Source organism: Saprospiraceae bacterium (assembly GCA_016710235.1).
In the GTDB taxonomy this organism is placed as follows: Bacteria; Bacteroidota; Bacteroidia; order Chitinophagales; family Saprospiraceae; genus Vicinibacter.
Genome location: JADJLG010000001.1, coordinates 1,792,743 through 1,817,360 on the forward strand (window position 1 = coordinate 1,792,743; position 24,618 = coordinate 1,817,360).

General features: G+C 37.7%; 22 protein-coding genes. 11 read left to right on the top strand and 11 right to left on the bottom strand.

What is annotated here, in order from left to right:
- Position 1: 1 nt before the first annotated feature.
- The 3 genes from IPI99_07365 to IPI99_07375 all read right to left on the bottom strand — a co-directional run bounded on the left by IPI99_07365 (position 2) and on the right by IPI99_07375 (position 4,959).
- Entirely contained in the window at positions 2 to 1,387 is a 1,386-nt protein-coding gene (locus tag IPI99_07365; protein MBK7340328.1) for an HAD-IB family phosphatase, read from the bottom strand.
- 466 nt (positions 1,388 to 1,853) lie between these two features.
- Entirely contained in the window at positions 1,854 to 3,893 is a 2,040-nt protein-coding gene (locus IPI99_07370; protein MBK7340329.1) for an OmpA family protein, read from the bottom strand.
- A 31-nt stretch (positions 3,894 to 3,924) separates the two neighbouring features.
- On the bottom strand, positions 3,925 to 4,959 hold the full coding sequence (locus IPI99_07375; protein ID MBK7340330.1) for a PorP/SprF family type IX secretion system membrane protein: 1,035 nt from the start codon (positions 4,957 to 4,959) through the stop codon (positions 3,925 to 3,927).
- A gap of 433 nt (positions 4,960 to 5,392) precedes the next feature.
- Between IPI99_07375 and IPI99_07380 the strand changes: the two genes are divergently transcribed.
- Positions 5,393 to 8,257, top strand: coding sequence for an FAD-binding oxidoreductase (locus tag IPI99_07380; GenBank protein ID MBK7340331.1), 2,865 nt, complete (start codon positions 5,393 to 5,395; stop codon positions 8,255 to 8,257).
- A gap of 83 nt (positions 8,258 to 8,340) precedes the next feature.
- On the opposite strand, the gene IPI99_07385 is transcribed toward IPI99_07380, so the two are convergent.
- Both IPI99_07385 and IPI99_07390 read right to left on the bottom strand, forming a co-directional pair.
- Positions 8,341 to 9,561: an acetyl-CoA C-acyltransferase gene (locus IPI99_07385; GenBank protein ID MBK7340332.1), complete on the bottom strand. Its 1,221-nt coding sequence runs from the start codon at positions 9,559 to 9,561 to the stop codon at positions 8,341 to 8,343.
- Positions 9,562 to 9,614: 53 nt separating this feature from the next.
- Positions 9,615 to 10,055 (bottom strand): hotdog fold thioesterase, encoded by a 441-nt coding sequence (locus tag IPI99_07390; GenBank protein MBK7340333.1) that lies wholly within the window; start codon positions 10,053 to 10,055, stop codon positions 9,615 to 9,617.
- Between the two features lie 264 nt (positions 10,056 to 10,319).
- Between IPI99_07390 and IPI99_07395 the strand changes: the two genes are divergently transcribed.
- The 4 genes from IPI99_07395 to IPI99_07410 all read left to right on the top strand — a co-directional run bounded on the left by IPI99_07395 (position 10,320) and on the right by IPI99_07410 (position 12,495).
- Positions 10,320 to 11,030, top strand: coding sequence for a hypothetical protein (locus IPI99_07395; protein ID MBK7340334.1), 711 nt, complete (start codon positions 10,320 to 10,322; stop codon positions 11,028 to 11,030).
- Positions 11,031 to 11,134: 104 nt separating this feature from the next.
- Positions 11,135 to 11,455, top strand: a complete 321-nt coding sequence (locus IPI99_07400; protein MBK7340335.1) for a hypothetical protein — start codon at positions 11,135 to 11,137, stop codon at positions 11,453 to 11,455.
- 73 nt (positions 11,456 to 11,528) lie between these two features.
- Positions 11,529 to 12,062 carry an IS30 family transposase gene (locus IPI99_07405; protein ID MBK7340336.1) on the top strand — a complete coding sequence of 178 codons (534 nt, stop codon included), beginning with the start codon at positions 11,529 to 11,531 and terminating at the stop codon, positions 12,060 to 12,062.
- A gap of 112 nt (positions 12,063 to 12,174) precedes the next feature.
- Positions 12,175 to 12,495: an IS30 family transposase gene (locus IPI99_07410; protein MBK7340337.1), complete on the top strand. Its 321-nt coding sequence runs from the start codon at positions 12,175 to 12,177 to the stop codon at positions 12,493 to 12,495.
- A 323-nt stretch (positions 12,496 to 12,818) separates the two neighbouring features.
- Here IPI99_07410 and IPI99_07415 read toward each other — a convergent pair whose 3' ends face one another.
- Positions 12,819 to 13,202 (bottom strand): helix-turn-helix transcriptional regulator, encoded by a 384-nt coding sequence (locus IPI99_07415; protein ID MBK7340338.1) that lies wholly within the window; start codon positions 13,200 to 13,202, stop codon positions 12,819 to 12,821.
- 259 nt (positions 13,203 to 13,461) lie between these two features.
- Here IPI99_07415 and IPI99_07420 point away from each other — a divergent pair, with 259 nt between their 5' ends.
- The 3 genes from IPI99_07420 to IPI99_07430 all read left to right on the top strand — a co-directional run bounded on the left by IPI99_07420 (position 13,462) and on the right by IPI99_07430 (position 20,978).
- Complete coding sequence (locus tag IPI99_07420; protein MBK7340339.1) at positions 13,462 to 18,018, top strand: leucine-rich repeat domain-containing protein; 4,557 nt, start codon at positions 13,462 to 13,464, stop codon at positions 18,016 to 18,018.
- A 365-nt stretch (positions 18,019 to 18,383) separates the two neighbouring features.
- Complete coding sequence (locus IPI99_07425) at positions 18,384 to 20,276, top strand: RHS repeat-associated core domain-containing protein (GenBank protein MBK7340340.1); 1,893 nt, start codon at positions 18,384 to 18,386, stop codon at positions 20,274 to 20,276.
- Between the two features lie 3 nt (positions 20,277 to 20,279).
- Positions 20,280 to 20,978, top strand: coding sequence for a hypothetical protein (locus tag IPI99_07430; protein ID MBK7340341.1), 699 nt, complete (start codon positions 20,280 to 20,282; stop codon positions 20,976 to 20,978).
- 59 nt (positions 20,979 to 21,037) lie between these two features.
- Here the strand turns inward: IPI99_07430 and IPI99_07435 are convergent, their stop codons facing one another.
- A complete protein-coding gene (locus IPI99_07435; protein ID MBK7340342.1) occupies positions 21,038 to 21,220 on the bottom strand; it encodes a hypothetical protein in 183 nt (60 codons plus the stop codon).
- 276 nt (positions 21,221 to 21,496) lie between these two features.
- Here IPI99_07435 and IPI99_07440 point away from each other — a divergent pair, with 276 nt between their 5' ends.
- Together IPI99_07440 and IPI99_07445 are read left to right on the top strand one after the other, a co-directional pair.
- The gene (locus IPI99_07440) at positions 21,497 to 22,423 is read left to right on the top strand and encodes an RHS repeat-associated core domain-containing protein (protein ID MBK7340343.1); all 927 of its coding nucleotides are present in this window, start codon (positions 21,497 to 21,499) and stop codon (positions 22,421 to 22,423) included.
- A gap of 112 nt (positions 22,424 to 22,535) precedes the next feature.
- A complete protein-coding gene (locus tag IPI99_07445) occupies positions 22,536 to 22,832 on the top strand; it encodes a hypothetical protein (GenBank protein MBK7340344.1) in 297 nt (98 codons plus the stop codon).
- 65 nt (positions 22,833 to 22,897) lie between these two features.
- Here IPI99_07445 and IPI99_07450 read toward each other — a convergent pair whose 3' ends face one another.
- The 4 genes from IPI99_07450 to IPI99_07465 form a co-directional block, all read right to left on the bottom strand.
- On the bottom strand, positions 22,898 to 23,158 hold the full coding sequence (locus IPI99_07450) for a Txe/YoeB family addiction module toxin (protein ID MBK7340345.1): 261 nt from the start codon (positions 23,156 to 23,158) through the stop codon (positions 22,898 to 22,900).
- Positions 23,149 to 23,367: a hypothetical protein gene (locus IPI99_07455; protein ID MBK7340346.1), complete on the bottom strand. Its 219-nt coding sequence runs from the start codon at positions 23,365 to 23,367 to the stop codon at positions 23,149 to 23,151. The genes IPI99_07450 and IPI99_07455 overlap by 10 nt, the downstream gene beginning before the upstream one ends.
- Complete coding sequence (locus IPI99_07460) at positions 23,364 to 23,708, bottom strand: helix-turn-helix transcriptional regulator (GenBank protein MBK7340347.1); 345 nt, start codon at positions 23,706 to 23,708, stop codon at positions 23,364 to 23,366. Before IPI99_07460 ends, IPI99_07455 begins: the two co-directional genes overlap by 4 nt.
- Before the next feature lie 236 nt (positions 23,709 to 23,944).
- Positions 23,945 to 24,250: a helix-turn-helix transcriptional regulator gene (locus IPI99_07465; protein MBK7340348.1), complete on the bottom strand. Its 306-nt coding sequence runs from the start codon at positions 24,248 to 24,250 to the stop codon at positions 23,945 to 23,947.
- Between the two features lie 191 nt (positions 24,251 to 24,441).
- Between IPI99_07465 and IPI99_07470 the strand changes: the two genes are divergently transcribed.
- Positions 24,442 to 24,537 carry a hypothetical protein gene (locus IPI99_07470; protein MBK7340349.1) on the top strand — a complete coding sequence of 32 codons (96 nt, stop codon included), beginning with the start codon at positions 24,442 to 24,444 and terminating at the stop codon, positions 24,535 to 24,537.
- Positions 24,538 to 24,618 lie beyond the last annotated feature (81 nt).

Consider the following 24,618-nt stretch of genomic DNA (forward strand, 5'->3'; position numbering starts at 1 on the left):
ATTAAAGAGTAAATTTTAGTAATCCCGTAAAATCAATAGTATTATATTCGATGTCAGCATGGTGCTTAAGAATTTCTTCTTTTGTGCAGTAAGCAATACCCAATCCAGAATTTTTTATCATACAGAGATCATTCCAACTGTCACCTATCGCGATACAGTTTTCGATCTGGATATTGTATTTGGAAATGATATTTTGCAATGCATTGGTTTTGCAAACTGTGTGCTTACATAGACTGGAAGAATTGTTAAAAAAAAAGGATGGAATTTTGACTTCCCCTGTACAAACGCTTTTTGAAAATTCCAGTTCGTTGGACAATGCAAAGTCCATAGATAATTTGTTTTTAATGTGGTTGGATATGCAGTCGTAACTGTCGGAAATGATTCCCACAATATATCCCTTTTTCTTTTGTTGCTCAATCGTTTTTTTTGCTCCGGGAGCGATTTCTATCGAATCAGCAATTTCCAACAATGTGTTGATCTGGATCCCTTTCAGTAAGGTAGCAATTTGTTTCGTTCTCAGGATTTCCTCGTTTTCTGACAGCCGTATATTCATCAGTTTTTCTTTAAAGTTGAATTTTTCTGCACAAGTATCTATAAATCTTTTAGTGAGTAAAGTATTGTCCATGTCATAAGCGATCAGTTTGTTCAAATGGCTGTAATGATGGTTCAATGCAAAGTCCATCTGTGATCGGATCTCGTGTAAAATACCAAGCTCTTCGAAATTGAGGTTGGGCTTTTTGAGGGAAGATGCTTTAATGATAATGGTTTGTGCCACTTCTCTACCCATTTTTCCAAGGGCATGCAGTGGTTTACTTTTGTTTTCAATATATCCGATTTCGACTTCCTCAATAGGAACGTTTAATATGTGCATGTCTATCAAAATTCCTATATCTACGCCGTAATCTTCCCTGAAATCCAATTGACTGAGCAATGATTTTTTGCCTGCTATCATGCCACTGAGAGGTTGGGCAAATCTGTGGAGTTCAGGAAAAAAAATACTCAACAGAGGCTTGGCAGTGAGTTCGGTCACTCTTCCTGCATTTCTGTTAAATTTTGATTTTACAAAATCCGCTCGTTTAGTGAGAATGGGCTCAGTGAGTAAATTGATTGTGTCTTCCGGATATGGATCAATATCACCATCTAAGAAAACAAGAATCTCGTTGGAGGCATACAGGATTCCATCTTTCATAGAAGCTCCTTTTCCGAGTTTGGTGCTGGTAATCACTTTTGCTCCACCGTTGAGAGCAATTGGTACTGTGTTGTCGATAGATTTGTCATCTACTACTAAAACTTCCGAAACGTTTTTAAAACTTTTTGCAAAGCTTACAACGCTTCCAATGTTTTCTTCTTCATTGAGGGTAGGGATAATAACTGTGATCATAAATATGAATTTAATGTTGAAAAAAATATTGTAGTCCCAATGGTATTCAAGAGACTTGTCATTTTAAATCATAACCTCCAACTGTAATCTATGAAATATTACAGCAGTAATAATGTGAGTGTAATGATATTATAGATATTGATATCAGTCTTGATAATTCAATATCTTTATAAATTGAGTGAAAACCCAAGTAAGTTTACAAAGCTAATTAATTTTTTTGGCTAATCAAAATTCTGTATGCACAAACTGTGATCAGGAGCTCGGTCAGTCATAACTCTGTATAACTTTCTTCGTCAGGCCCCATTCCGTATTGTATAATAAGTTGTTGCATCGAAGAAAGGTGTTATTTCAAGCCCTTCATTGAATACCAAGTTGATCTTAAGAACGATTCCCAATGCAAAATCTGGCTTAAAACAATGAAAAATCCAGGATACTATGATCCTGGTGGAAACTGTACAATAAAAAGGAATGCTTAACCTTTTTTGGAAGGTTTTGCTTTTTTGTCGATGACCTGTTTTTTAACTTCAATGGTTGTAGGTCCTGCGATGATTTTAAATTCAGTACGTCGATTCAATCTGTGTTCATCGTCGTTGCAATCAACACCATTTGCACAGTCATTGAGGATTTCCGATTCTCCATAACCTTTGGTCACGATGCGATCTGAAGCGATTCCTCCGGTATTTACCAACCATCTTTTTGCAGAATTTGCTCTGCGCAAAGATAATTTTTGATTGTAGTTATCGTCACCTCTTGAGTCCGTGTGCGATCCCAACTCGATGACCATGTCAGGATATTGCTTCATAATATCTCTCAATGCAGATAAGTCCTTGATGGCATCCGGCAGAATCTTGTCATCGTCAAAATTATAGTAGATGTTGTTGAGACGGATAGCCTCATTGATGGATATAATGTCAACGTCGGATTCAGGTGGCATTGATTTCAATACAAAATCTCTGTTGATGGTTTGATCTTCTACGACACCGACAGTATTAAGAGATATTTCTTGAGGGAAGTAACCATCTTTTGTGGCAATAGCTTTGTATGCCTTGTCTTTGTCCAGCAGGAAGCTCAGTGGCTTCACGTCAAGGTTGGTTTTTGATTCAATCTGGCCGTCCTTTCCGGAAGCCATTTCTATCAGTTGCACTGTAGCACCTTTGATCGGCTTGCCTGCCTCGTCTTTGATCGTCGAGAGCAATTCAATGATTAGTTTTCGCTTTTCGATCGTGTATATATCGTCACAGCATGTTTTCGATTTGAGAGATTTTGATTCAGGATCAGGGCGATTGGAAACCAAAAATCCTTTATTACCGAATTCATCAATTTTAAAATAAAGATCGTCGGCAGTCGTATTTACAGGTGCTCCCAGATTCATCGGCAATTCCCAGCTTGAGCCGTTCCATTTGCTTGAAAATACGTCATAACCACCAAAGCCCGGCCATCCGTCAGAGCTGAAATATAACTTCCCGTCTACATAATAAGGGGTCTCTTCATTGCCCGCAGAATTGATGTCGGACAGAGGAAGGGGCGTAGCGAATTCGCCTTCACCTGTTTTGTTGGCATAATAAATGTCAAATCCACCTTTTCCACCTTCGATATTTGCTGAGAAAAAGAGTACTTTATTTCCAAAAAGCTCTCCTTCAACAGGGTGCTTTGCTAGATAGTTTCCATTGACTCCAGTCACTTCCAAAGCGGGACTCCAACCACTACCCGTTTGAGTAGAAGCATAAATTTTGCTTTCTTCTGCCATGCCTCCATCAGAAACAGTACGTGTGTAATACATTGTATTGCCATCCTTTGAAAAGGAGACATTTGAAGTGTGGTATCCAGGTCGATTTATCGTTTCCGGTAACTCGGTTGGCTTGGACCATCCTTTGCCTTCAGTGAAATTTGATGTGACTAGTTTGCTAAAAATGCGATCTGCTTTTTCTTCTTTTCCTTCGGCCGTTTTGTAGTCTATAGTACCGTAATATAATGCTCCTTCTGTGTTCAACGCCGGACTCGCCTGGGACTCAGGTGTATTGATTTGCTTACCTGCATTTTTAATTTTTAGCACCAGATTTTCTTTCATACTGCCCATCAGCTCGATCCCTGCAAGCTCTTTTTTAGCCATTTCTTTCAAATTTGGGTCGGCTCCACTTTCGATATATTTGTTGAATTCAGCGGCTGCTTCTGTCGTATTGCCGTTCATCTTCAGGGCTTTAGCAAAATTGAAACGCTCTTCAAAATAGGTGTTGTTCTTATCTCTGGCCAGAACGCGATTGTAAAAATTGGAGGCACGGGCATAATCTCTCAACAAAAAGTGAGTCCGCGCTATTTTGATGGCAATATCTTTTTCTTTCAGTGCTTTATATGCTTTTTCATATTGGTCCAAAGCATTGTAATACTGACCTTTTTCAATTTGTTCGTCCCCTGACTTCAATAGTGCTGCCGGAGTATTGCCGTCAGCAGGTTGGGCGAAAGCGGAAATCTGAATAAAAAGGGAGAAGGCGAGCAGATGATATATTTTTTTCATGTCTTGCGTTGAATTTGAGAAAGAAAGAAAATTAGAATCTTGGGCAGAAAACTTTAGGTTTTGGATTCGGTTTTTTGACCACGATGCCAGTGTACATGATTCCCAATTCCACAGCTCCTACTCCTGAAGGTGACTGGCCTTGAGCCAATGAGCTGATGGTATGGTCATATCCAAGTTGAGCCCTTACTTTACCATAATCCATTCCAACCATCAGTTGCAGAGCATCTCCAAATCTGTAACCTAGTCCGGCATTGAGCCGAATGGCTTTTTCAGCATTGAGCAAATAAGAACCCATACACTGGGTAATCACTTCACTTGGCTTTGCTATGTTTCTAAACCAAAGCATCGGTTTGAGATTGATTTTTTCGTTCAATGGATATTCCAATCCTGCATTGGCTGTGATGAGAGGTTTTATTTTTGAATCTGACCCACCGGCTCCTGAAAACAGGCTGACTCTTGGCTGGTTCAGATGTCCAACAGAAACACCCAGACTTAACGGGAGTTTTTTTGCACCAAGTTTTGTGCTGAGGCTCAGTCCGGCAGAGATGTCACTATAACTCGTTTTTTGCTGTAATTTGCTATTGTCTCCTGAATTTGGGGTTGGGAGCAAATTTCCAGGGAATACAGCGTCTTGAGCGTCTTTTATATTGTGTGTCGCGCGTGCATATTGAGCTCCTAAGGAGATGACCGTTCTGCGCATTTTGTCCAGAGCGAAGTGATAAGCGGCTGAGGCTGCTGTCTTCGTTGAGCCTAAACCAATCTCTCCGGATCGATCGTCAATGATGTTGAGACCAAGAGAAGTCCAGTCTTGCTTTCTCAGCGCGAATGGGAAAGTGACATCTGTGTACAACATTGGAGTCCTGTATGCTGCACCTTTGATGGCAGTCCTGCCCTGGTCGCGGTAGATCCCGCCTATACGATAGGAACCGTTAAATGCACCTGTTTGCGCTGGATTTACATGAATCGGAGAAAAGTCATACTGTGTAAAGTGTATGTCTTGAGCTCCGGCAAATCCAATCAGCAAGAATCCTGCTAATGCAAATAAAAATTTGTTTATGGTCATCATCGATATTTGACTTTTAAAGGCGAAATATACAGTTTTTTCACATGTTGATTTTCTTCATTGTGAAGAATTAATAATATTGATTCTCATTTTAGAGTTTTGGTACTGAGATTTGAAAATTGAGATTGGTAATAGACTTATGGTAGGAATTTTTATCTAAATTCTGAGTTTCTAAGCTCAATTTGAGACCATTTCTGGATAATTCCGGTGAATTGTTTTTGGCTGATCCTTGAAAGTAGTCCTTCTGATGTTCACTCACAGGGCGCATACCAAAATTGCGAAGTGAACCAACTCCCCGGACTGAACCAATTGAAACTCACACACTAGTTTGCAAGACAAAATGCGTGCCTGAATCCTATGAAGTAATGAATTTAATTCATCAGACGGAATTAACTTTGCAAAGAATCCTCATTTTAGCGTGCAAATAAGTAGATCATTGACCCAGCAATCTTTTTTTGACAAACTCCAACAAGCTTTAAAAGGCGAGCTTTATCATGACGATTTGCATCGTTCCATCTATGCTACGGATGCCAGTAATTATCAGATAATGCCTGTGGCTGTTGTGATGCCAAAAGATGAAAATGACGTCATCAGATGCTTGCAATTTTGCCGGGAATACGGAGTTCCTTTATTGGGCAGAGGTGGAGGTACCAGTCTGGTGGGTCAGACTGTAGCCGAGGCTGTCGTATTGGATTTTACCAAGTATATGAATAATGTGGTAGAAGTCAATGCTGAAGAGTCTTGGGCGTGGGTACAAGCCGGGGTCGTCAGAGATGTGCTCAACGACAGTCTCAAGCCTGATGGACTGCACTTTGCGCCTGATCCGGCTACCAGTAGCAGGGCTACCGTAGGTGGGATGATCGCCAATAATTCAAGCGGAACCAGGAGTATAATGTATGGAAAAACTTCAGATCATGTCCTGGAGTTGAGGGTACTACTGTCTGATGGCACCATTTGTCATTTCAAGGACTTGAGCAGCGAAGAAATGGAGTCTAAATGTGAACAAAAGGATAGAGAAGGAAGCATATATAGAGGTATACTTCAACTTACCCGGCAATACGAAGCTCAAATCAAAGAAAGATTTCCAAAAATCATGCGTAGGGTAGGAGCATATGCATTGGACAATTTTGGACCTGAGCAGCACTGGAATATGAGCCAGATCCTGCTAGGCAGTGAAGGTACTCTGGGGATAATCCTGTCAGCAAAGATCAGATTAGTAGAAAATCCTATTGCCCAGGCATTGTGTGTGGTGCATTTTGAAGATTTCTTTGATTCCATCTCCCACATTGCGTATATCAATCGATTTGGTCCAGCATCTGTTGAGTTGCTCGACAAATTGCTTGTGCAACGAAGCAGGGAAAATATCGAAACGAGAAGGTACTGTGATTTTGTAGAAGGAAATCCGGGTGGTGTGCTCGTGGTGGAGTTCTATGGCGCGAATCTCGCTGAAGCTCAATCGAAAGCTCATTTTCTTGCCGATTCCCTGAGAACGGATAGGATCGCTTATGCCTGGCCTGTCCTTACTGAAAAATCTCAAATAGAAGCAGTTTTTACAATTAGGAAAAAAGGATTGGGTCTATTGATGGGTGTGAAAGGAAATCGGAAACCTATTGCATTTATTGAGGATGCGGCAGTGCCTGTAGAGCATCTCGCAGATTATATCCGTGAAGTGTATGAAGTATGTCACAAACATGGGACGGAGGTGGTAGCTTATGCCCATGCTAGTGTTGGACTCTTGCACGTCAAACCGCTGCTCGATCTCAGGGACAAGGGAGATATCGAGAGGATGAAAAGGATATCTGAAGATGTGCTCCAACTGGTGATCAAGTACAAGGGATCCTGGAGTGGCGAACATGGAGACGGGTTGGCCAGAAGCCCGTATAACAGGACTTTTTTTGGTGATGATCTCATGGAGGCATTCGATAAAGTGAAGCGTCTTTTTGATCCACTGCACCTCTTGAATCCGGGTAAAATCGTAGATAGTCCACCCGTAGATCAGAATTTGAGGTATGGCACTCAGTATCAAGATGCTGCCTACAAGAGTATGTTCCACTTCAGGGACGAAGGGGGATTTGCAGATAGCGTTCATCTTTGTAACGGAGTCGGAGAATGTCGCAAGCAGAATGGTGGAAGTATGTGTCCCAGTTTTCGAGCGACAAAGGAAGAAAAAGACAGTACCCGAGGTCGTGCCAATGCTCTGCGCATGGCTTTGAGCGGCCAACTCGATCGCGAAGGATTAAACAGCCCGGCACTGGCAGATGCTTTGGACCTCTGCCTGTCTTGCAAAGCTTGCAAATCAGAATGTCCCAGTAACGTTGATATGTCGAAGTTGAAATCGGAAGTTCTTCATCACCGAAACCGACAAAATGGTTTGAATTTTAAGTCAAAATTGATTCGGAACCAAAACCAAATTGGATCAATGTTTACAGGGGCATTGGCTCCAATGGTCAACACAGTGATGAGGACAAGACTGTTCAGATACTTGTTGGAGAAGATTAGTGGTTTGGATCGAAGACGTGTTTTGCCATTGTACAGGACTGATCGTTTTACATTCACTAATCCAAGAGAACCAGGTCCAAAGGCGGTAGTTCTTTACGCAGATACCTATATGAGACTACATGAACCCAATATTGGTTATAAAGCGAAGAAAGTATTGGAGCATTTGGGGTATCAGGTTTTTGTAGTGGATAAAGGTTGTTGCCAGAGACCTGCAATATCCAAGGGATTGCTTGATGTAGCAAAGCAAAAGGGGGAAGCTACTTTCGAAATTTTCGAAAAATATTTCAATAAAGATATACCCGTTCTTATCTGTGAGCCTTCATGTGCCAGTGCATTCAGAGATGATTTACCGGATTTAATTGATGATGAAAAATGGGGACAAATGGTGCAAAATCATGTGTTTCTTCTCGAAGATTTTCTGGTGAAGGAGGCAGCTGAGGGAAAAATTGCTTTGAACAGTTTGATAACTAAGGGAGAATATTTATTGCATGCACATTGTCATCAAAAGTCGATGTTTACGAGCAAGGCAATCCACAAGATTTTTGGGGCATCCGAAGGAGTAGTACTGCGCGAAATAGAAAGCGGTTGTTGTGGAATGGCTGGTTCGTTCGGATATGAAAAAGAGCATTATGAACTTTCCCGGAGAATTGCCGAAACAGCTTTATTACCTGCATTGGAAAACGCAGGGAAAGATGAAATTTTTGTCGCTACGGGTTTTTCGTGCAGACATCAGATACATGATTTTGGCCCAAGAGAATCCCGTCATTGGCTGGAATGTTGTAAGGACTTTGAGAGCAAATAATTCTTGGTTGTAGAGCTTTAATTTGCCCATAGAAAGAATGAGCGAAACCGGGTTGTGTAAATTTATTGCGAGAGCCTGATACTCTAAGAAAAATTAGCATTTTTTAGGACCACAGCGTATCCTTGTCCCACGCCTATACACATCGTGACAAGAGCGTATTTTGCGTTTCTGCGTCTGAGTTCCAATGCTGCGGTATAGATGATGCGACTGCCGGTCATTCCCAAGGGGTGACCTATGGCTATAGCACCACCGTTGACATTTACTCTGGAATCACGGTCATCGATGTGAAGACTTCTGAGGCAAGCCAAGACCTGTGAGGCAAAAGCTTCATTGATCTCTATCAGATTCATATCATCGAGGTTCAAGCCAGCTCTTGACAGAGCCAACAGTGAAGCAGTGACAGGTCCGATCCCCATGATGCGAGGTTCAACACCTGACACCCCGGAAGAAATTATCTCTGCCAATGGCTGAAGCGAAAGATTTTCCACTGCTGATGAAGAAGCTATCAGCAACGCTGCTGCACCATCGTTGAGACCTGATGAGTTGCCTGCCGTGACACTACCTTGAGGATCGAAAGCAGGTCTCAGTTTCGAAAGTACATCCATACTCGTCTCCGGTTTAGGAAATTCGTCCGATGTGACCATTTGTTTTCCATGTTTTCCCAATGAAATTTCGACAGGGATGATTTCATCATCAAACACCGATTTGGCTAAAGCAGTGGCATACTTTTCCTGAGACCACAGTGCGAATTGGTCCTGATCTTCTCTGCTAATTTTGAAATCCCTGGCGAGATTTTCTGCTGTCTGGCCCATACTTTCACATCCGTAGACGGCTTCTAGTTTTGGGTTTATAAATCTCCATCCAAAAGAGCTGTCATACATTTTGGCGTCGCGGCCATATGGGCTGGAGGTCTTGGAAATCACCCATGGTCCTCTGGTCATGCTTTCTACTCCTCCGGCAATAAAAAGGTGACCTTCATCTGCACAGATAGCTCGTCTTGCCTGTACGACAGCGGACATTCCTGAAGCACAGAGCCTATTGACAGTCTCTGCGGGAACATTGACAGGGATTCCGGCAATAAGGGCAGCCATTCGGGCTACATTCCTATTGTCTTCTCCAGCTTGATTGGCGCATCCGATGATGATATCATCCAGATTGGCGGGTGAGATTGCTGGCTGGCGTAGGAGCAGTTTCCTGAAGCTTTCTGCGAGTAAATCATCTGGTCTTACGGAGGCAAGAACTCCTCCTATGGCGCCAATTGGGGTTCTGGCACCATCGATTACAAAAGCTTTGTCAGCAGCCATGGTTTTGAAATTATGATGATAGAATAAAATGCGAAAATAGGCTCAAGGTTCATCTATTTGGGGGAGTGAGGCGAGCCGAAATCGAAATGGGTCTGTGAAGTCCGATAGCACACTCCTTTGAATATGGCAACAATTTCATCAGATTGGTTTCTGGCAATGACTTCATAATTTCCAATTTTATTGGATTGGGAGACCATTTTTGCTTCAGCGGTGATTTTATCTCCCTGATGAATAGGTTTGGTATGGCTGATGTTTGTTTCTATGGAGACGCTTATACGGTTGTGGCTGTTGCAGCAGAATGCAAAAGCGCTGTCACACAATGAATAGACGATGCCCCCATGAGCGATTCCAAAGCCATTGAGCATTTCAGGACGGATGCTCATTTTAAGAATGCAATGAGACTCTTCAGCCAGCACACAGGATATACCCAGCCACTCACTAAATCCATCTTTGGAGTACATTTTTTGGAAAACGGAATATGCCAGTGAGTCCATGATTTCTATTTGAGATCAAAAGTAATGAGAAAGAGACAGAATGAGGGAGTGGGCCGAAGGTATAAACAAAGATATGATCGTAGATTGTTAAGAAACAAGAAAGCTTGCCCAAAAGCTGAAGACAGATACGGTAGGTTGGAGTTTATAGGATGGGGTTCAAAGTTGGGTATTTCACTACAGAGCTGTTTTTCTGGGGTTAAAAGAATAAGCTGCCGGCGCTCCTTAATCCTCAAATTAATAAATGCATAACTTTATGCTAAATCAATGAACACATTATTCTCAGAAAAAGGAACGGCAGTCTACCTGGTTCGCTTCACGAGCAAGGAGCTTGACCCATTGAGTGGCTTGTATGACTTTGGAACGCGCTACTACTATCCGAGGTTGAGTGTGTGGTTTGGTGTAGATTCGCGTGCAGATAAATATCCAGCGTGGAATCCATTTAATTATACTCTTAATAACCCAATCAAATTAATAGATCTTGATGGAAGAGGGCTTGGCGATCCAAACGGTCCCTACCCTACAGTTGCAGTTATGCTTTATGAAGAAGTTGTAGGAGCAAGCAATGCAATTTATAACACTATGGCTAAAGTTGCTGAAGCATTAGGTTATGGTGAGCCTGGAATCAATTCTAGAAAAGAAATTCAATATGATGATAATGGAAACATTTTAGGAAATGAAATAGTAAACAAGCCTGAAGGCACATGGGGTGATGCAATTAAAGAAACAGCATTAGATGCTTTGTCTATTTCGGCAATAACTCCAGGTGGTAAAGCAATTACAGGTTCAGTCTTGGCTGCAAAAGTTCCTGTTAAAACAACTATGGTATCGTTTATTAAAAAAATAGGTGACACAGGTGAAAAAATTACCACGCACTTACCTGAAGGATATCAATTAACAAAACTCAAATCATCAGGACAAAAAGTATACTCAAATGGGAAGAATTGGATTACCCCAGATATTACATCTCATAAATGAGGTATTTGGAAAATGTTTGATAAAGAGTCAAAGGTAGGTTCCACTCTTAAACAAGACAGATTGGGAACGTTTGATGCTAACTTAAATAAAATCGCCGACTAATTATGTTGGAATTAAAAGATGTTATAAAAAGTGATAGATGGATTTTGACTTCATTTGAAGTCATGAAGTATAATCCTATATTTCGAAATGTAAAAGGGGAATATTTAAAAGATGAATGGACTGGATATTATATTGGTGATAAATTTGATGGTAAGGTATTGACTTATAGTGAATATAAGCAGACAGAAGATAAATATATAGAAGCAATTGCGTACCTTTTTGGATATTACAAGTGCGATAAAATCCAATTTATCTCAGAAAGATTTTTTTTAGATGATGAAGAAATAAAAATACTAGATTCCATAAATAAGTGCGACAGTTAATAAAACATTCTTTTGGAGAAAGACCTATTATAAAAATAGGTACTTTCCCCTCAAGATTTTTAACTGTACACAAATGTATAAACAAATCACCTACCCTCAAAGGGTATTAATTGAACAATTTAAAAGGCAAGGAATGAGCATTATTCAGATTGCTGTGGAATTAGGATATCATAGAAGCACTATATATCGGGAACTCGATAGAAACTCTTCACCTGGTTCATACAAGTTATATGGAAGCGCAAGAGCTCAGGATCGGAGTGAACAGAGAGCACAAGGAAAGGGAAGGAAGAATAAAATTACAAGCGATCTTAAAAGCAAAGTGGATCAATTACTTAAAATCAAGTGGAGCCCAGAGCAAATCGAAGGTCGAGCGAATATTGATAAGTATGAAAGGGTTAGTAAAGAGTGCATATATCAATATGTATATGAAGATAAAAGGAAAGGAGGTGATCTATGGAGTAATTTAAGACATTCCCACAGAAGTAGGCGAAGACGCAAAAATACCTATAAACAAAGGGGAATTATCAAAAACAGAGTATGTATTGAAGATAGACCAAAGATTGTTGAATCGCAAAAAGGTATGGAGATTGGGAAGGAGATACTATAGTAGGAAAGAATCATAAGTCCCAAATTGCCAGTATGGTGGAAAGAAAATCCTTGTTTGTCAAGATCATTAAGCTGGAGTCCAAAGAAGCTAAATTCACAGCCAAAACAATCAGTTGCAAATTGAAAAATATAAAAACTTATGCCATACAATTACATTAGACAATGGAAAAGAAAATGCAGATCATCAAACATTGGCAAAAGCATTGAATACTAAGATATACTTTGCTCATCCATATTCCGCTTATGAAAGAGGTTGCAATGAAAATATCAATGGTTTAATACGACAATACTTGCCAAAAAAATCAGACTTTTCCATGCTCAAGCAAACTGACTTGGATCGAATTGAATCCCAAATAAATAATCGACCAAGAAAAAAATTAGGCTACAAAACACCAAATGAAGTATTTTTGAACCTTGTCGCACTTAAATGTTGAATTCAGCAATTATTCGGGACGATAAGTTAGAATTATTTTATCAATTGTTAAAAAAGAGGCGAATTTTAAATATTGAAGAAGTAGAAAAAGCTTCAAGATTAATTTTGAGAGGTGCTATCCAAGGAAGATTTTATTCAAAGAAAAATAAAGATATTTTCCTGCGATTCGGATATGATTATTATATGTATTTCAATTGCCTTGACCCTGATAAAGATAAAATCAGAAGTTACATAGAAAAAAATATAGGTCTCTTTACGCACAGATAAATATTACCCTTTGCTAGCGCAAGTCTTAGACTTGTGTTAGCAAGAACTTACTAAACCTTACTTACTATACGCCGTACTATTCTTGTAATCTCGCAGATAAGCATCAAGGACATTAAAGAGTTCACCTTGTTTTTGAGAAGGGAGCTTTGCGATATCTTCAATGCGGTTGAGGATGTTTTTATCCTTAACAAGGATAGAAGAATTACCGACTAAGAAATCTAGACTTACTTCAAGAGCCTCAGCAATTTTGCTTGCGATCTCAATAGAGGGCATCATATCACCTCTTTCATAACGTCCTACAATAGGTCCAGAAGTTCCTATCTTCTCAGCCAGTTTTTTTCTGGTGAAGCCTTGAACTTTTCTACATTCTGTGGATTCCTTTTCCGGAAATTGACAATTCAATACTGTATTCTGGTAAAAGTATTTTAAAGCTATGTCCATAATCTTCAGAATGGATAAAAACTAACCCACATTGTTCAGTGTCCCATGTAATAATTGATCTTTATTCAGCAGGAATTTATTATCTTTACTATGATGATGCGGGAGTCAGAACACCTTAAGGAGAGTATCGCTGAGCGGGAGACAACTGAAAATACAACCAAGTAGCGAGAGGAAGGAAATGGCAGGATCCGAAGATTTTAGGTAAAATTTGAAAAAATGCTTATCTTTACTCTATATTTAATAATAAAACACATTTCATATGAATAATCAAATTTTTAAAATTTTTACATTTTTAGTATTTACAATAATATATTGTAATGCCCAAAATATCAATATTCCAGATCCTGTTTTTAAATATTATTTAACCCAAGAACTCTGCATTGATAAAAATGGAGATGGAAGAATGGACGATGATGTCGATACAAATGATGATGGTGAAGTAGATTTAGCAGAAGCATTGCTTTTGAAAATTCTGAATATTCCATCTCTTCAAATTAAAGATTTAAAGGGTATTGAGTATTTTACTAATTTAGAGTATATACAATGTTCAGAAATCGAAGTGGACAGCATTAGCTTGACAAATTTAAGCAAACTTGAGTATCTGGATTGTACAAGTATTGGAATAAAATCTATTGATCTAAATGGAGCCCAAAATTTGAAGAGATTGGTATGTTATGATAATAATCTTTCAAAATTGGATCTTCAATTCGTTCCTCAACTTGAAGAGTTACAATGTGGTAGTAATAAGATTACGAAATTGGACTTGCACTATTGTCCTAACCTAAGAAGATTTGATTGCGATTATAACAGACTGACTAATTTAGATCTTACAAATTTTTCAAAGTTAGAGTTTGTTAATGCTCAATGGAATTTTATTACTGCAGCAAGTTTTGAAAATTCTCCTAATATTATTGAAATTGTTATAGATCATAATGAGCTTACCAATTTGAGCTTTACTGATAATTCTAAATTAGAGAGATTATATTGTGGTGATAATAAATTGACCAGTCTTGAACTGAAAGACATCAGTCCCATGTCTATATTATTTTGTAATAATAATTTATTAACATCAATTGATTTGAAAACTGTGATATTTAAGGCAAGAGCATTGATTGATTTTAGAGAAAACCCAAATTTAAGATATATATGTTGTGATGTAGATTTTGTTGCAGATATTGACGAAGTGATAAGGCAGTTCAATATTATGAATATTGAAGTAAATTCTTATTGTTCGAAGGAATATAATCAAAATATCAATAAAATGCATGGAATTGTACGATATGACATTGATAAAAATAATTGTAATGCAAATGCTCTGACAATTTCCAATTATGTGTTGCTTGCAAAAGATGCAGTATCATTAAATCCACCTCCACAATATTTTGCAACTCTGCAGAATGGTAGTTATGAAATTAGTAAACGCGATGTCTCTGGTAATTTATACTCTAATGTTGGGAACAAATTGGCGTTTAAATCAGATCCGGAATTTTATCCTTATAGTTTTACAAGTACGAATGAAACTCTGGAGCAGAATTTTTGCATTAAACCAATAGGAGATTACAATGACTTGGAAGTGTCTATTGTTCCGCTGGAAACTTTGATTCCGGGCGGTAACGTGAAGTATAAGGTTTTAGTCCATAATAAGGGTAATAAAATTTCAAATGGAGAGCTGTCATTTGATTTTGATAATACCAGGATGCAGTTTATGAATTCTAGTCAAAGTCCGGTTTCAATCATAGGTGGAAAAGTTAAATGGATCTATTCAAATATATTGCCATTTGGAACTATGGATTTTGATATAAATTTAAGGTGTAATAGCCCGGTTGAAGCACCTCCAGTAAATGTGGGGGACACATTAAGATTTGCTGCGGCAATTAAAAGTCAAAATAGGGATGAAACGAGTCTTGATACAAATTTTGTTTTAAACCAATTGGCACATAATAGCAGTTTGTATAATACTGTTGAATGCCTTCAAGGAGATATTTTGTCAATCAAAAGAATTGGTGAATATTTACATTATATAGTTAAGTATAAGAATTACAATACTTCAGTTATTACGAATATTTTTGTTCAAAGTCAAATTGACACCAATTTATTTAACCTCAGATCTCTTCAGATATTATCAACCAGTAATGTGACGCAGATGCATGTTTTCAGAGGAAACATGGTAGAATTTACTTTGTGGGATTTAAATTTGATGCCCGGAGATTCCGGGTATATTTTTTTCAAAATTAAACCAAAACCTGCGGTTACAGTGGGTAATGTTTTGAAAATTGTAAGCAAAATATATTTTGAAGTTGACAATTTCACAAATTTGAACGATGTGAATGTATTGGTTGATTATCCTAATTTTTATGATAAGATTGTATTTCAAGATTCAAATTTTCGAAAAGCGTTGGTGTCATCTAAGTGCGTTGATACCAATAATGATTTTATTCCTGATTCTGATGCAGATTTTAATAATGACGGTGAAGTTCAAGTGAGTGAGGCTATTAAAGTTGAAAAGCTTTTTTTAGCTAGAAATAAAATTAAATCATTAAAAGGTGTTGAGCATTTTTGCATGTTAAATTATTTGGACTTCAATGAAAATGAGGTTGATTCTTTAGAATTGACAGGATTAGGTATGCTCACCTTACTTCAATGTCATAGTAATAAGATAAAGAGCATAGATCTTAACGGTTCACCATTATTGGAAAAGCTCACAGTATTTAATAATTCACTAACATCTTTAGATTTGAAATATTCAGCTAAATTGAAATATTTGTATTGTTATAATAATAATATTGATTCGCTGGATTTGCGCTTTTTGCCAGATTTGCTTATACTTGATTGCTCGCATAATCAATTGATTAAAATTGATTTAGGAAAGTTGAATAAAATAACTACGCTTAAGGTGCAAAATAATAAATTGGAGAATATTGAATTGCAAGAGTTGAATCAATTAGACACTTTAAATGTAGGAACCAATCTACTCGTAAATTTTAGTATTCCTAACTCGAAAATGTTGAAATATCTAAATTGTATGAGTAATAAATTGCAAGATCTTGATTTACTGGAATTGAAGGAACTAATCCATTTAGATTTAGCTTATAACCAGATAAATTCCATAGATCTCAATGAACAAACCAACTTACTTAATTTATATTGTAATTATAATCCATTAAGTGCATTAGATATCTTAAAATTAAGCAAGTTGAAGGTTTTGAATTGTAATAATACAAAAATTGAAATTTTAAGTATTGCAAACTCTAAAGATTTAATGCAACTAGATTGTTCTAGTACGAGTTTGTATGCTTTATTATTGAAGAATGGCGCTAATGAGTTGCCTGAATTAAATATATCTGGAAATGATTTTCTTAAGTATATCTGTTGTGAGGATAAGCATATAGAACAAGTCAATTTAATTTTAGAAAGAATAGGGAAGATTGATTGTAATGTAAATTCTTATTGCAGCTTCAATGAAGGAGGAAAATTCTATGATGTCAATGGTATATCTAAATTTAACAAAGATAATTTGGATTGTACTGCTAATGACCCAGGGATGCCATTTGTTAAGTATGTAGTAAATGATTCTAGCCAGTCAGCTGAATTTATTTTTGATTATTCAGGACAATACAGGTTATTTTTAACAGAGGGAGAACACACCATTAAACCTAAGATTGGGTTGGAAAATTATTTTAGAGCTACGCCTGACTCTTTGACTGTAAAATTTCCAGGAGCAAATGATACAATCGTTGCTGATTTTTGTTTTAAACCAAACGGTTATATCCCTGATGCAAAAGTAATAATCGTCCCTAAAGATCCTATAAGACCGGGATTCCCAACTATATTTAATTTGGTTTTTAGCAGTGTTGGTTCTGTGAATTTAAATGGTGACGTATTGTTTGAGTATGATGAGAAGATTTTAAAACTTACTTCTGCGAGTATACCACCGGATGTTCAAACTACAAATACTTTATTGTGGCATTTTACGGACCTTTCAGTATTTGAATCTCGAACTATTTCTTTTACATTGCTCTGTAACAGTCCAATGAATGTGCCGCCGGTTAACAATGATGATATATTAAAGTTCGTTGCCACAATTAGGCTGAAAGAAAATGATAATAATTTGTCCAACAACATTTTTGTACTAAATAGTGTGGCAGTTGGAGCGCTTGATCCGAACGATTTGACTTGTTTGGAAGGGGATTTTATACCAATCGAACAGGTCGGGAAGAGTTTGCACTATTTGTGTCGTTTTGAAAATATCGGTAAATATAGCGCGCAGAACATCGTAATTAAGCATGATCTGGACACTCAATATTTTGACCTTAGTTCAGTAGAGGTACTAGATGTCAGCCATAAATCATGGTCAAGATTTAAAAATTCAAATACGCTGGAGTTTATTTTTGAAAATATTAATTTGCCATTTGACACTTTAAGTAATAAGGGATTCATTTTATACAAAATTAACACTAGAGCGGATTTACAGGTTAATGACACAATTAAGAATACTGCAAGTATATATTTTGATTTTAATTTTCCGGTCGTGACTAATACTACAAAGACAGTGGTTGGTTTTCCTACTTCAACAAAGATTATAGACAATAATACTGCTCCAGAGTTGTTTCCTAATCCAGCTTACGATATTTTGTATTTACCATTATATGAGGGTCTAGTAAAGTATGAGATATTTGATATTAACGGTAGAATGATTAGCAGTGATAATGTTTCTAGCAATAATTCTATTAATATTTCTGGACTGAAATGTGGTACTTATATAATAAAAGTGAGTATTGGAAATCGGACGCATATTAGCAAGTTTATAAAAATGTAGATTGAACGATTTATATTACTTTGTATTAATGCATTGAATTACGGGAGATTATAGTATCAAATAGCAGCAAATTTTATTAAGAAAGAAATTAGCAAAATTTATAGTGACTTCTAGAATTTGTTTAGCCCTAGTCAAAATGGAGGTTGAAATATCAAGCCAATTATCTTGTAATAGTTGTAATAATTCAATGTATTTTAAGTTAGATTATTAATATCCGAAACAAAAAGTGCGGTTATCCATTAACGATGAGCTAGTATAAATTAATACAATACTAAAATTTTAATCATTTATTGTTTTTGATAAAAAAGTATTGTTCTTTGCCTAGATAGAATTAAAATATATATGACCTGAGGAGGCTCTCAGAGATGAAGTTAAAGGATGGAGTGGGTACAACAGTATTGGAAAATCATTATACCTTTGACTTGATAGGCAATATACTGAGCATGGAGAATGTAGCAGGGGTGATACCGGGTAGCCAACTGGGAGGACCGAGTCTTCAGAGCTACGGGTATGACCAGTTCAACAGGTTGGCTACGGCCAACGGCAGTTGGACAGGCAGCAGCAATGCACCTGCAGGGAGCAACCAGAGTGCAGAGTATAGTCTGAGTATGGACTATGGACCGATGCATCGGATCCTAAGCAAGACACAGAATCACGAGCTGGATGGCAATGTGCAAGAAGCCAACAGCTATGCCAATCAGTACGAATACCAGGTGAGCGGCAAGCCCAATGCGGTGAGCAGGATCAGCCGTGTGGTGGGAGGCCAGACACAAGAGGAACTCTTTGACTATGACGCCAATGGCAATGCAGTGAGCCACACTTTCGGTGGAGGTGCTGTGGGTGAGGATCGGATGATGCTGTGGGATGAGACGAACATGATGAAGGCCATCCGTATGGGAGAGCTGTCTTTCTACCACAATATCTATGACGGTACGGGCACACGGGTGATGAAAGGTATAGGAGATATAGATGTGATGACAGTGGGCGGGCAGCAGCAGCTGAGTGCCACTACGGGCAACTATACGGTATATGTGAGTCCCTATGTGACGATCAATGCGCATGGTATGCTGAGCAAGCACTACTATGCAGGAGATGACAAGCTGGCCACGCGGCTGGCGGGTGAAGCAGCAGACTTTGATAGTGGCACACCACTGAGTGGACAGAATACCGGCAGCTTGGCAGCAAGGCAGGAGGACGATCTGCAGCATGTGTATGACGAGTTTGGCCTTGGGACGGTGGATATAGAGAATCTACCACCTGCTATGGACGACTGCGAGTCACAGGGAGACTGTGCGCAGGTGTTGTATTACTACCACAAGGATCATATCGGCAGCAGCAGTATGGTGACCGACGGCACTGGTGCGGTGTACCAGTATCTGTTGTACCTGCCATTTGGAGAGAGTATGGCTGAGCAGAAGCTGGGGGGCTATAGCTCGCGATATCGCTTCACGGGCAAGGAGCTTGACCCATTGAGTGGCTTGTATGACTTTGGAGCGCGCTACTACGATCCGAGGCTGAGTGTGTGGTTTGGTGTCGATCCACTGGCAGAGAAGTATCCAGCGTGGAGTCCATTCTCATACACACTCAATAACCCTATAAGATTTACTGATCCTACAGGTATGGGAGTGGAAGGAGACATCTATAATAACAAAGGTGTTCATATCGGAAATGACGGGAAAGTAGATGATAAGGTCTATGTGAAACTCACAACAGATGATACTCAAATGAGTCAAACAGATGCATTAGCGGCAACAACGATGGCATCAACTACAACAGGTGTATCAAGTACAATTGACATCACGGGGAATACAGGGATTACTCATTCTGAATTTGTTCAGTATGCAGCCAACGTTAACAATGAAGCACCTTACGAATCGCAAGATGAGAAAGACAAAGTTGGCTCTGCAATTAATAATAGAAAGGAGACTAGTACTCAAGGTGGAACATGGCAGCGTACACTTGATAGGATAATGTTTAGTTCCGATACACATGAAAAGAAGATGCAACCTGATAGAGCTAATCCTAAATCAGGTAATGTCCCAGGTACAAAAATCCCTATGAGTAATGTAGGAACTGAAAATTATCAAAATTTTATTAATGCTTCAACAAGTGAAAGAAATGCGAGTTCATCAATGACAGGCTCAACTAAAGCTGCAATAAATGGTTTAATAGGTCCAGATAAAGTTAAAGGAGCCAACATGTGGTATGGGTTAGGTCAAGGAAATGGAAATCATTTTTATAAAGAGAAAAAGAAATAGCAAATGAAGATATTAATCTATTTATTGCTAACGATCGGGTTTTCTTGTCAACAAAAAAACATAAATACAATAGAAGTTAAATCCCAAAATCTAAAGGATACTTTTGATATAAAAACTCTTTACATTGATCAAGATACTGTTGCACCGTTAAATATTTTAGGGGGATTTTCATTAAGTCATTCAAAAAGTAAAAATGAAGTAAAACTTGTTTCAAGTAAAAATATAAATGGTAATAATATTGAGTTTGTAATTTTATATAAAGATAGTTTGAGTATCTATGATAAAGACAATTTTTATCCAGGTGATATTGACTATCCTATCAAGCAAGCTTATTTTAATGTTAATGGGATCAAAACATTAATAAACAATTCTACCAATATAAATGCAGCAAACATTTGGTATAGTGAAGAAGAAGATAAATCAATTAAGTTTTACAAAATTGGAAAAATTTCTTATATTATAATACATGGTATAAATCTGTTTTGTAATGGAAGACAATGCAATGACGACACAATTTATATGATTAGAATTACAGATAATGGAAGCACTGTAATTAAGGGGTTAAAATACAATAGAATTTATCCATATCTTTTTAATAATATAGAATTAGTCAATTCTAAGACACCATTTATCTTTCTTCCAAAAAGTGAAATTCAAAAGCTTAGGAACGAGACAGATTTTGAAAAACATTACTTTAATTAAATATTAACTGAGAAAATTACTCAAAAGCCTCTGCAATCTAATCTGTAGGGGCTTTTGTATTAAACTAAAATCGCCTGTAATTTATTCTTAGCGAGAAAAGCATCAAGCATAGCAAATACAAGTACTTCGTACTTAAGCTTCATTTTAAATACTTCTTCAATACGCTGGATCTTCTTTCGATCTAGTTCGAGATCAGTCTGGCCGGTAAGCCAATCCAAAGACACCTCTAAATACTGGGCCATTTTGGTAGCTAATCGATCGAAGGCTTCATCTCGTCCCGTTTATATTTAACAATAGCTGTATTAAGAAGGTCTGTCAGCTCATTGTAAGAACGGTTTTTAGCTTTTCTACATTCTGTGGATTCATTTTCCGGAGATTGACAATTCTGTACTGTATTCTGGTAAAGAGCATTTTGTAGCTATGTCCATAATCTTCAGAATGGGTTAAAACTAGCCCGCATTGTTCAGTATCCCATGTAATAATTAATCTTTATACAACAAGAATTTATTATCTTTACTATGATGGTTCGAGAGATAGAAGTTCATACTGAGAGTATGGCTGAGCAGAAGCTGGGGGGCTATAGCTCGCGATATCGCTTCACTGGCAAGGAGCTTGACCCATTGAGTGGCTTGTATGACTTTGGAGCGCGCTACTACGATCCGAGGCTGAGTGTGTGGTTTGGTGTCGATCCGATGGCAGATGGGCATCCTGACTATGCGGCATATTTGTATACTGCTAATAATCCAATAGTATATTTTGATCCTGATGGGCAAGATTGGGTTATTTCTAAGTCAATTATTAATAATAAAGAACATTATACTATTGGATTTAAAGGAGCAATATTAAATAGCTCAGGTTCGAAGTTAGATATGGCGGCTTTAAAGAAAAATCTGACCGCTTCAATAGCAAATGTGTATAATTCTCAAAATATAGAAGGTGGAGCTACAGTTTCAGTGAATATTGATTTGCGAGTTATTACTTCTGAATCAGAAATTCAATCAAATGATCATTTAATTAGTGTTTATTCTAATTCTGAGTTTGAAAGTATAACAGAGAAAGGTGTAACTGGAGTTGCAGATGCATATGGAAAGAAGATTGGAATCTCCGAAAATACTGCAAATGCAATTATTTGTGGGGATAATAGTAGGACTGTTCCACATGAACTTGGGCATACTGCAGGGCTACAACATCCGGATGTTGATCCAAAAGGATTGGCCAACTATTATGATCTTAAAGATGATAATAACTTAATGTATGGGCGATCGAAAGGAGGAGGTCATCAATTGGGTTCTAAATTGAAATCAAATCAAATAGAATCAATGTATAATAATTTCAAATCTGGTAAGCTGAACAAAAATACAATTTTCAATAACGGAATAATTGAGCGTATTATAAATTGGAAAAATGGTAAGACTGAGATTAGCAAAACTTATAATGATTTTTAAGAAATGCACTGTCTATATAGCTATTGTATTAGGATGCTCAATGCAATTCTCTTGTAAGAAGTGCAATAAGGCAATGTATTTTCATCTAGATTATTTATACCCAAAGCAAAAAGTGACGTTAATTATTAATGATGAACTGGTTTATAAAAAAACAATAAATAAATTTGAGCCCTTTAATGCTCTCAAGCAAAAGAAGTATTGTTCCGACCTGTGTTTGGATAGAATAAGGAATAAAAATGTAAAAGTTTATTTTCAAGTTAATGATATTGACACGCTATTGATTTTGGACTCAGAGAAAATATCTGGAATTTATTTAGGATATGGCATTAATGAAAATCAACTCAATGTATTGGTAGATTCAACAGGGAAAGGCTTATTTTGGGGAGGGAGAAGAGTAGGATTTGAATAGTGAAAGTTATAAAGGACACTATCCTCATGCTGGCGCAAGTCATAGACTTGCACAGTTAAAAGAACCTAAAAATAGTGTCCTTTAGCAGAGAGAATCAAGACAGTATCATTGACGACTTCATAAACTAGCCTATGTTCTTTAGATATCCTGCGAGACCAAGCACCAGATAGATTATATTTAAGTGGTTCGGGTTTACCAACACCAGAATATGGATGAATTTTTATATCATCAATGAGTTGAGCAATTTTTTTAAGTATGGTTTTATTGGCGGTAAAAATCCAATACTGAAGATCTTCTTCGGCATCAGGCAGGAAGATTACTTCCATAAGGCGTTTAGTTGATCAGTAGTATAGACTTTTCCTTTACCATCTTTATAATCTTGCCTTGCCTTCTGGATTTTCGCCACAAACTCAGGATTATAGTTATCTTCTTCAGTTACCTCAAACTTTATTTTGAGGGCTTGCATAAATGCTTTTAAGGCTATAACTTGCTCATTTGTCTGTGGATGTGCAATAAATACTTCTTGTGTTTTCATAGAGCAGCAATATTTTTAAATTTAACAGATTTAATAAAACCTTCTAGAACATGGAGAATATGACTTTTATCATTGATATCCATTTTGTCGGACTCACAAAGACGTTGTAACATAATAGGATTTTTAAATAAATCAGCTTTGTCCGTTTCTCCTAAAAGATAGCCCACAGTAGTACTCAAATGGCTTGAAATATTTTTAGCCACATCAATACTTGGGGTCATCTCGTCCCTTTCATACCTGCCAATTACTGAAATAGAAGTATTAAGAAGTTTAGCTAATTCTTCTTGTGTCATCTTTCTTACCTTGTGGAGAGCCGCCATTCTTTTATCGAAAGTATCCATATAAAAACTCTTAAAAGGGTTATTAAACTGTGTTTTTGCTTAATGATGCAAATATAGAACACTTTTTCGAGCTATTAAAACCTAAAATTTATTGTAATTAAATCCGAATAGAGCACCTTTGAACCGTAAACGGTTTTAAATTTATTCTTATAATATATTTTAGTTTAGGGATCTAAGACATCAAAAGCGAGCTCCCCTATTGGCGCACATCTTAAAGTAGAGCCAAACCGAGTCTATTAAACATTACCAGTAATTTCTTCAATGAAGTTGAGGATGTTTTTGTCTTTGACAAGGATGGAGGAATTACCGACAAAGAAATCCAGACTTACTTCAAGAGCCTCAGCAATATTGCTTGCGAACTCAATAGAGGGCATCATATCACCACTTTCATAGCGACCTACAATAGGGCCAGAAGTTCCGATCTTCTCTGCCAGTTTTTTTCTGGTGAAGCCTTCGACTTTTCTACATTCTGTGGATTCATTTTCTGGAGATTGCCAAATCAATACTGTATTCTGGTAAAAGTATTTTGAAGCAATGTCCATAATCTTCAGAATGGATTAAAACGAACCCGCATTGTTCAGTGTCCCATGTAATAATTGATCCTTATACAGCAGGAGTTAATTATCTTTACTTTGATCATGCGGGAGATAGAAGATCATAGTGAGAGTATGGTTGAGCAGAAGCCGGGGGCTATAGCTCGCGATATCGCTTCACGGGCAAGGAGCTTGACCCATTGAGCGGCTTGTATGACTTTGGAACGCGCTACTACGATCCGAGGCTGAGTGTGTGGTATGGTGTCGATCCACTGGCAGAGAAAGCACCTGGATGAAATCCATTCCGATATGGGTTTAATAACCCGATTAGAATGATAGATCCAAATGGTATGAATGAAATGCCTCCGGAGGGATTT